The sequence below is a fragment of the Pseudomonas sp. zfem004 genome, from assembly GCF_032621715.1.
In the GTDB taxonomy this organism is placed as follows: domain Bacteria; phylum Pseudomonadota; class Gammaproteobacteria; order Pseudomonadales; family Pseudomonadaceae; genus Aquipseudomonas; species Aquipseudomonas sichuanensis.
In genome coordinates this window covers 121,069-130,000 of the sequence record NZ_JAVYJF010000005.1, presented here as the reverse complement: position 1 = coordinate 130,000, position 8,932 = coordinate 121,069, and the positions used below count along the sequence as shown (strand labels likewise).

At 65.5% G+C, this 8,932-nt stretch carries 9 protein-coding genes (1 of these 9 cut by a window edge); 4 read left to right on the top strand and 5 right to left on the bottom strand.

Annotated features, from left to right (window positions below):
• Positions 1-299 carry the start of an MBL fold metallo-hydrolase gene (locus tag RTH46_RS07530; RefSeq protein ID WP_316905342.1) on the bottom strand. It extends 796 nt beyond the left edge of the window, so 299 of the gene's 1,095 nt are visible here — the first part of the coding sequence; it begins with the start codon at positions 297-299; its stop codon lies off the left edge, out of view.
• Positions 300-425: 126 nt separating this feature from the next.
• Here RTH46_RS07530 and RTH46_RS07525 point away from each other — a divergent pair, with 126 nt between their 5' ends.
• Positions 426-1,502: a diguanylate cyclase gene (locus tag RTH46_RS07525; protein WP_316905341.1), complete on the top strand. Its 1,077-nt coding sequence runs from the start codon at positions 426-428 to the stop codon at positions 1,500-1,502.
• Positions 1,503-1,554: 52 nt separating this feature from the next.
• Positions 1,555-4,137, top strand: coding sequence for an EAL domain-containing protein (locus RTH46_RS07520; protein WP_153786210.1), 2,583 nt, complete (start codon positions 1,555-1,557; stop codon positions 4,135-4,137).
• A 7-nt stretch (positions 4,138-4,144) separates the two neighbouring features.
• Here RTH46_RS07520 and RTH46_RS07515 read toward each other — a convergent pair whose 3' ends face one another.
• Together RTH46_RS07515 and RTH46_RS07510 are read right to left on the bottom strand one after the other, a co-directional pair.
• Complete coding sequence (locus RTH46_RS07515) at positions 4,145-4,465, bottom strand: DUF2025 family protein (protein WP_153786211.1); 321 nt, start codon at positions 4,463-4,465, stop codon at positions 4,145-4,147.
• 104 nt (positions 4,466-4,569) lie between these two features.
• Positions 4,570-5,481: a LysR family transcriptional regulator gene (locus RTH46_RS07510; RefSeq protein WP_316905340.1), complete on the bottom strand. Its 912-nt coding sequence runs from the start codon at positions 5,479-5,481 to the stop codon at positions 4,570-4,572.
• Positions 5,482-5,596: 115 nt separating this feature from the next.
• Between RTH46_RS07510 and RTH46_RS07505 the strand changes: the two genes are divergently transcribed.
• Positions 5,597-6,355 (top strand): SDR family NAD(P)-dependent oxidoreductase, encoded by a 759-nt coding sequence (locus tag RTH46_RS07505; protein ID WP_153786213.1) that lies wholly within the window; start codon positions 5,597-5,599, stop codon positions 6,353-6,355.
• On the opposite strand, the gene RTH46_RS07500 is transcribed toward RTH46_RS07505, so the two are convergent.
• Positions 6,352-7,125 carry a LysR family transcriptional regulator gene (locus RTH46_RS07500; protein ID WP_316905339.1) on the bottom strand — a complete coding sequence of 258 codons (774 nt, stop codon included), beginning with the start codon at positions 7,123-7,125 and terminating at the stop codon, positions 6,352-6,354. The two genes, RTH46_RS07505 and RTH46_RS07500, sit on opposite strands and share 4 nt — an antisense overlap.
• Positions 7,126-7,226: 101 nt before the next feature.
• On the opposite strand from RTH46_RS07500, the gene RTH46_RS07495 reads away from it, so the two are divergent.
• Positions 7,227-7,955, top strand: a complete 729-nt coding sequence (locus RTH46_RS07495) for an SDR family oxidoreductase (protein ID WP_316905338.1) — start codon at positions 7,227-7,229, stop codon at positions 7,953-7,955.
• A gap of 104 nt (positions 7,956-8,059) precedes the next feature.
• Here the strand turns inward: RTH46_RS07495 and RTH46_RS07490 are convergent, their stop codons facing one another.
• Entirely contained in the window at positions 8,060-8,929 is an 870-nt protein-coding gene (locus RTH46_RS07490) for an HlyD family secretion protein (RefSeq protein ID WP_153786215.1), read from the bottom strand.
• Between the last annotated feature and the right edge of the window lie 3 nt (positions 8,930-8,932).

Sequence of the window (8,932 nt, the reverse complement as noted above, 5' to 3'; positions counted from 1 at the left end):
CGCCCGCGCAGCTTGAGCAACACCGTGGAGTGGCCCAGCCGCCACAGGCTGTGGTCCGGTGCATCGAGCACCTGCTGGCGGGTCATGGGCTGCAGGCCTGGGGCAGTGGCCGGGCGAGTCTCGGGCGGTTTGCGCAGCAACAGGTACTTGAACCCGATACGCAGTTTCTTCCACACACCGTCCTGGGGCAGTTCGGCCTGGTTATGAAAGCGCCCGTCCCGGTGCGGTGCCGGCTCGCCAGCCGATGAAGCCATGGGTGCCATGAGCAGGAACACTCCGAGCAGCAAGAAAGCCTTCATGTTACTCCACGGGGGTCGCATCAACCGTGAATTGGCTTGCAAGGCCATTCTTAGCCCATGAATGATTGTTCAACAATATTCATACAACTTATGCGATAAACGGCGCACCTCAGAAGAACGGCAACCATGATCGACAACCGTAGCGGTAAGGGACTTTCTTTCGTCAGGCGCATCTACCTGCCGCGCATCATCGGTCTTGGCATCGGCCTGTTCAGCGTCATGGCCGCCGTTGCGCCGTTGCAGCTACCGCATTGGGTCTGGGCTTTGCTGCTGTTCAACGGCATCGCCTGGCCGCACTTGGCGTACCAGTGGGCACGTCGCTCGGCCACCCCCTACCAGGCCGAACAGCGCAACCTTGTGCTCGACTCGATGATGGGTGGTTTCTGGGCCGCAACCATGCAGTTCAACCCACTGCCCACCGTCACCATCCTGTCGATGATGACAATGAACAACGTCGCCGCCGGGGGCATGCGCATGCTGCTGCGCGGCCTGCTGGCCCAGGCCGGCGGCATGCTGCTGGCCAGCGCCCTGCTCGGCACCGGCCTGCAGACGCAGACCACACCCTTGCAGGTCCTGGCCTGCCTGCCGATGCTCACCCTCTATCCGCTGGCATTGGGCTGGGTCTGCTACCAACTGGCGATCAAGCTGGCCGAGCACAAGCGCCGGCTCAGCGCCCTGAGCCGCACCGACAGCCTTACCGGCCTGCTCAACCACGGCTCATGGAAAGACCTGCTGCTGCTCAGGTTCCAGGCCTGCCAGCAGCAACAGTTGCCTGCCGTGATTGCCCTCATCGACATCGACCACTTCAAGGCCATCAACGACACCTATGGCCACGTCGTCGGCGACTGCGTGCTGCGCCAGCTCAGCCAGGCGCTCAAGCGCAACCTGCGCGACGACGACCAGGCCGGCCGCTACGGTGGCGACGAGTTCTGCGTGATCCTCCCCGGCGCTCAGCAGGCCCAGGCCTGCCTGACCATGGAACGCCTACGCGAACAGGTCGCGGCCTACCGCAACCCGCAGCTCCCAGACCTGCGCATCAGCCTGAGCATCGGCCTGTCGGCCTTCCAACCAGGCCTGCATACGCCCGAGCACTGGCTGCAGGAGGCCGACCAAGCGCTTTACGCCGCCAAGCATCAGGGCCGCAACCAGGTCAATTTCGCCCGCGGCGAGGTCACGCCACTCAGGCTGGCCTATCCTGACTGAACCTTCCTCCAGCCCTTGGGCGGAAGGCTGCAGTTCAAGGAGCCGCACCCGCATGGACAGGAATGTCGACCGCTCTGCCACCCGCCTCACCTCTCATCTGCAGGTTCGCCGCCTGGTCGGCGGTTTCTGCGCCCTGTTTGGCCTCGCCTGCCTGATAGCCCTTGGCGCCCTGTTCAACATTGCCGCCACCCTGGACCGCCAGGAGCAGGAGCGCAGCAGCTTCCACGCCACCCAGGCACTGGAGCAACGGCTGCTGGCCTCACGCCAGTTCCTCTCCAGTTACGCGGTGTGGGATGCCGCCTACGAGCACCTGGCCGGCAAAGTCGACTGGCAATGGGCCTATGAAGAGAAGAACGTCGGTGAATCGCTATACAGCGCCAGCGGCTACGAAGGCGTGTTCGTGGTCGAGGATGGCGGCACCACCTACGCCCTGTTCAAGGGCAAGCCCACCGACTCACCCGCCACTGCTTATCTGGATGCGCCGCTCGCACCGATCCTCGCGCAAGCGCGCAACGCAGCGCCGGCCCGCGAACAAATCACCCAATTCGTGCGTTTCAACGGCTGGCCGGCGGTGCTCAGCGCCGCCGCAGTACGCCCAGACAAGGACGTACTCGAAGGCGAAGTCCGCCAGGCTCCGGTGATGCTGTTCATCGACCAGTTGACCGAAGCCAAGCTCACCCAGCTTGGCGAGGGCGCCGGCCTGGCCGGCATGCGCCTGGAGAAAAATGTCGCAGATGCCCGTCCGCAACCGCACATCGACCTGGGCGACACCGGCTATCACCTGGCCTGGAACAGCCCGCAACCCGGTCGCCAGTTGCTCTGGGCCGTCCTGCCACCGCTGCTGGGCGTGCTGCTGGTGATGGGCCTGGTGCTGCTGTACCTGTTCCGCCATGCCTTGCACAGCTCCCAAGCCATCGACCAGAGCCTGCTGCGCCTGCAACAGAGCAACCAGGCACTGGAAGCCAGCGAACAACGCTTTCGCGCCGTCGCCGAAGCGGCATCCGACTGGATCTGGGAAACCGACCGACATCACCGCCTGACTTATCTGTCACAACGCTTCGTCAATGTCACCGGCTACTGCATCGAAGACTGGCTCGGCCAGCCCCTCAACCAACTGCTGTCCTGCGATACCACCCCCCTGCTGCCCTGGCTCGACACCCAGACCGACAGCGACCCGCAGCAGATGGCCAGCCTGCGTTGCGTCTATCAGGACCACAACGGGCAAAGCCGCTATTGCCGGATCTCGGCACGGTCGATCCTGTTCGACGGCCGCCTCGCCGGTTTTCGCGGCACCGCCAGCGACATCACCGACGAAGTCGCCGCCCATGCACGCATCCAGCACCTGTCGATGCATGACGCCCTCACCGGCCTGGCCAACCGCAACAAACTCTCGCGTCACCTGGAGCAGGCCCTGCTGCATGGCAACGACAGCCCGCCGCTGACCCTGCTGTTGCTCGACCTGGACAGTTTCAAGCTGATCAACGACTCCCTCGGTCATACCGCCGGTGATGCGGTACTGCAGGAGGTCGCCGCGCGCTTGCGCGATGCCACCCGCGACGTCGACCTGGTGGCCCGCCTGGGCGGTGACGAGTTCGTCCTGGTGCTGCATGGCCTGGACAACCGCAACGAAATCGACCGTTTCTGCGCGCGCCTGATCGAGCGCCTGCAGCAGCCGATCCTGTTCGACGAGCAGCCCTTGCACATCGGCGCCAGCCTGGGCGTCGCCCAGACGCGCACCCAGGGCTTCGATGCCGGCGAGCTGATCCGTTGCGCCGACATCGCCCTGTACCAGGCCAAGGCCGACGGCAAGAACACCTGGCGCTACTTCTCGCCAGAAATGAACCAGCAGATCCAGTACCGGCGCCAGCTGGAGAACGACCTGCGCCGCGCCATCAAACAGCACGAATTCGTGCTGCACTACCAGCCACGCTATCGCCTGGATGACCTGCGCATCGTCTCGGTCGAGGCGCTGCTGCGCTGGCAGCATCCCCAGGAAGGCCTGCTCGGCCCCGACACCTTCATCCCCTTGGCCGAACAGAGCGACCTGATCGTCCCGCTTGGCCGCTGGGTGCTTGGCGAAGCCTGCAGAGCCGCCCGCGACTGGCCCGACGAACTGCTGGTGTCGGTCAACCTGTCCCCGGCACAGTTCTCCCGCAGTGACGTGGTGGCCGATGTGCGCGAAGCCCTGCTGGAAACCGGTTTCCCGGCCCAGCGCCTGGAGCTGGAGATCACCGAGAACGTCATGCTCAACGACATCGAAGGCGCCCTGGGCACCATGCTCGCCCTCAAGGAGCTGGGCGTACGCCTGAACATGGACGACTTCGGCACCGGCTACTCATCGCTGGGCTACCTGCGCACCTATCCCTTCGACAGCATCAAGATCGACAAACGCTTCATCGCCGGCCTGAACAACCACAGCGGCAATGACCGCGCCGTGGTCCAGGCGATCATCAACCTGGGCAAGGCCATGGGCCTGACCGTCACCGCCGAAGGCGTGGAAACCGAACAGCAGCTCAAGGCGCTGGGCAAGGAACACTGCCATGAGGTGCAAGGCTACTACCTGAGCCGCCCGGTGGACCGTGAAGGCTTCGAGGCGCTGCTGGCAGGGCATGAGCAGCGCCACGGTGCCGGCTGAGGCGGGCTCAGCGCAGACGGCGATCGGCAACGATTTCCGGCAGGTCGGTGCGCCGCAGGTACAGGCGCAGCGGCTCGCAGATATTCAGCCGGTCATCCACATGTTGCTCGAGCAGCAACGCCAGGCGCTCGCGGCACAAGGCCATGCGCTGCTCGGCTTCGGGCCGCCAGACGAACTCGCTGCAGGGTGTGATGCTGTCGTCGGCCACGTCCATGCCGAAGGCGTCTTCAGAGAAACGCACGATATGGGTGCCGCGCTTACCGTGGAAGCCGACGAAGCCCTTGAGCTGGTCGGCGGCGTTGCAGATGTCCTGGGAACTGATGGCCATGACGTAACCTCACAAAAAATTCGGAAGTGACGCACGCCGGGCGGGAGCGGCTGCCTCTGACGGGCAACGCGCGGATGCAAGCCTACCGCAATTGCCAGGGTTTTTCAGCCCGGCGGCGAGTCGACCTGCGACGCCAGCAACGCCGCCAGCCAGTTCATGAACGCCTGGACCCGCCGCGGCACATGGCGCTGCCGCGCATACAACAACGACACCGGCATGGCCGGGGCCTGCCACTGCTCGAGCAGCGCGACCAGCTCACCACGCTGCAGGTGCTCGGCAACACCCACCGCCGGTACCTGGATCAGCCCGAGGCCCGCCAGGCAGGCGGCGGAATAGGCCTCGGCGTTGTTGACCGTCACCAGCCCGGCCATGGCCTGGAAGCGCAGCTCACCGCCGTGCAGGTACTCGAAGCCCTGGCTGCGCGCCCCAAGGTTGCGCACGTAGTGGACCAGCCGGTGCCCCGCCAGGTCTTCGAGCCTGCGCGGCACGCCGTGGCGTTCGAGGTAGGCGGGGCTGGCGCAGTTGCGCATGCTCAAGTGCCCCACCGGCCGGGCGACCACGTCCAGGTCGCTCAGGGCACCGATGCGCATCACGCAATCAAAGCCCTCGCGCAGCAGGTCCACCTGGCGGTCGGTACAACTGATCTCCACTTCAAGCCGTGGAAAACGCTCGAGGAACTGTGGCAATGCCGGCACGATGACCCGCCGCGCCATCATGGTCGGCAAGTCGATGCGCAGGCAGCCGGCAAGCTCGGCGTCGTCGGCGCGGAACAGGCTCTCGATCTCGTCCATCCCCGACAGCAGGTCCTTGCTGCGCTCGTACAGCAGCACCCCATCCTGGGTGGCCTGCACCCGGCGCGTGGTGCGATTGAACAAGCGCGTGCCAAGCAGTTGCTCCAACGCCCGCACCTGCTCGGAGACGGTCGAACGCGGCAGCCCCAGACTGTCGCCGGCCAGGGTGAAGCTGTTCAGCTCGCTGACCCGGACGAATGTGCGCAAGAGCTCCAGCTTGTTCATCCGCCACCTCATTTGTCCTGAAAAGACGAACAGTATTTCCGGTTTCGCTGGATTTAACAGCCATCGACCGATCAATAACCTGTCCGTAACAGCCATCGCCCATGAGGTAACCGACATGACTCGCAAGATTGCCCTTATCACTGGCGCCAGCCGCGGCCTGGGCCGCAACACTGCCCAACACCTGGCCGCCCGCGGCATCGACATCATCGGCACTTACCACAGCAAGGCAGATGAGGCCCAAGCCGTGGCCGCCACCCTGCAAGCGGCCGGCGTACGCGCCGCCATGCTGCAACTGGATGTGAGTGACAGTTCGAGCTTCGCCGCCTTCGTCGAGCGCCTGGGCGACACCCTGCAGCAGCAATTCGGCAGCCAGCAGCTGGACTTCCTGGTGAACAACGCCGGGATCGGCTTGAACGTCCCGTTCAGCGACACCAGCGAAGCGCAGTTCGACCAGTTGCTGAATATCCAGCTCAAGGGCCCGTTCTTCCTGACCCAGCGCTTGCTGCCGCTGCTCGCCGATGGCGGGCGCATCGTCAACATCTCCACCGGCCTGACCCGCTTCGCCCTCCCCGGCTACGCCGCCTATGCGGCGATGAAAGGCGCGATGGAAGTACTGACCCGCTACCAGGCCAAGGAGCTGGGTGCCCGTGGCATTCGCGTCAACATTCTTGCCCCGGGCGCCATCGAGACCGATTTCGGCGGCGGCGTGGTGCGTGACAACCCGCAGGTCAACGACTTCATCGCCGGCAATACCGCCTTGGGGCGGGTCGGCGTGCCCGACGACATCGGCGCGGCCGTGGCTTTGCTGCTCGAAGACGGCAATGGCTGGATCACCGGGCAGCGCCTGGAAGTCTCAGGTGGCATGTTCCTCTAACCGCCCCCCAGCGCCTGGTGCAAACTGGCCAATGCCGGCAGCGCCAGGGCCTCGCGGGTCAGGCACAGGCCGATCCGCCGGCGCAGCGCCAGCCCGGGGCCTGGCTGCCAGTACACCCCAGGGTGGCGCTCGGCCAACGACTGCGGCAGCCACGCCGTGCCCAGGCCTGCAGCCACCATGGCCAGTGCCTGTTGCAGCGAAGCGGCCTGCCCCACCTGCTCACCTTCGCCATAAGCGGCCATCAGGCGTTGGTGAGAGGGGTGCTGTGGGCAACTGATCCAACGCCCATCCGGTTGGCTGCCGGTGGCCGACACCAACACGAAAGCCTCCTCCCACAGCGGCAGGAACAACTCGTCCTCGCAGCGCTGCTGCTCGTCGGCCAGCCGCGCATCACCGGCGCACCCTTCGAGCAAGGTCAGTTGCAGCCGCTCCACCGCCTGGTTGGCCAGGCGCACGCAAGCCTCGACCTGGGCCGGCGCGATATCCGCCTCGATGCCCAGCGTCAGTGGCACCTGTTCGCGCCCCTGGCGAAAACGCAGGCGCAGGGCCTCGGCCACCATGCGGCCGGCCTGGGCATACAGTGCGCGGGCCTGCTCGGTGACCTCGACGCCACGGGCCTGGCGTACGAACAGCTCGGCCCCCAGGTCATCCTCCAGCTGGCGAATGGTCACCGACAGCGTTGGCTGGGCCACACACAGGCGCTGGGCGGCTATGGTGATGTTGCGCTCCTCGAACACCGCGATGAACGCCTTGAGATGACGGATATCCATAGTTGAAACCGATGCCAGCCAAAGAAAAAAGCCGTTTTTCAAGGTTTGCAGCACTACCTAGAATTTCGACCATCGAAAACGATTATGCCTCGGAGGCCCTCATGCACAAGCCCCTCATCATCATCACCGGCGCCAGTTCCGGCATCGGCGCCGCCACTGCCCGCCTGTTCGCCGCCGCCGGCCACCCGTTGCTGCTGATCGCCCGGCGCCTGGAGCGCTTGCAGGCGCTGGCGCTGCCCAACTGCCTGTGCCGCGCCGTGGATATCCGCGACCGCGCGGCGCTGGTTGCCGCCGTACGCGAGGCCGAAGCCTTGCATGGCCCGGCCGATGCGCTGGTGAACAATGCCGGGGTGATGCTGCTGGGGCAAATGCACGAACAGGATCCGGAGCAGTGGGAGCGCATGTTCGACATCAACGTCAAAGGCCTGCTCAACGGCGTGCACGCGCTGGTCGGCGGCATGCGTGAGCGTCGCCACGGCACCTTGATCAATGTCAGCTCAGTGGCCGGACGCAAGACCTTCCCCAACCATGTAGCCTATGTCGGCAGCAAGTTTGCCGTGCACGGCCTGTCGGAGAACCTGCGCGAAGAACTGGCGCCGCACAACGTGCGGGTGGTGACCATTGCCCCGGGCGCGGTGGAAACCGAGCTGCTCGGGCATACCACCGATGAAGGCATCAAGCGCGATTATCAGGCATGGAAAGCCAACGACATGGGCGGCGTGGTGCTCGCAGCGGAGGATGTGGCGGGCGCGATCCTCTGGGCGTACCAGCAGCCGCAGCAGGTGTGCATTCGCGAGATCGTGCTGGCGGCGACCGCGCAGCAGCCTTGATGCAAGTGGCCCCATCGCGGGGCAAGCCCGCTCCCACGCACTAGATACCGCGTGGGAGCGGCGGTGCGCCGATGCGACTTGCCCCGCGATGGCTCCCGATTCTTTTACCGCTCGACCTGATCCTCATGCACCTGCACGCTCGCGGTCATCCCTGCGCTCAGGTTCACCCCCTCGGGGATCTGGTCCAGCTGGATCCGCACCGGGATACGCTGCGCCAGCCTCACCCAGTTGAAGGTCGGCTCCACCTCCGGCAGCAATTGCCCGTCAGGCGTCGAGTTGCGGTCGGTGATGCCCCGGCTGATGCTTTGCACATGCCCGTTCATCGCCTCACCCGCCCCCATCAGCCACACCTTGACCGGATCACCGACGCGAATGCGCGGCAGCTTGGTTTCTTCGAAGTACGCCTGGATATAGAACGTGGCATCGTCCACCAGCGCCATCACCGACTGCCCGGTGGTGACGAAGTTGCCCTCCGCCAGGCGCAGGTTGGTGATGTGCCCGCTGCGCGGCGCGCGCACTTCGCTGCGGGCCAGGTTGATCTTCGCCACCTTCAGCTGGGCCTCGGCCTCGTGCAGCTCGCCCCGGGCAACGGCCGCGTTGATCTGGGCGTTTTCGCGCAGCTCGGCGCTGATCGCCTCCGGCCCCAGCGCGGTGCGCCGCGCCGCTTCGCGCTCACGCAGGCGTACTTGCTGGGTGCGGGTCTCGACCACCGCAGAGGCCTGGTCGAAGGCGGCCTGGAAACGCTCGCGGTCGATGGTCATCAGCAGGTCGCCGGCCTTGACCTGCTGGTTGTCGTGCACCTTCAGCGCACTCACCCAACCGGACACATCAGGGGCGATCACCACCACATCGGCGCGCACCCGGGCATCCCGGGTCCAGGGGGTGAGCATGTAGTACTGCCAGAGCTTGAAGCCGGCGAAGACAGCGAGGATCACCACACACAAGGTGACCAGGATACGTACGGCTGTACGCATGGA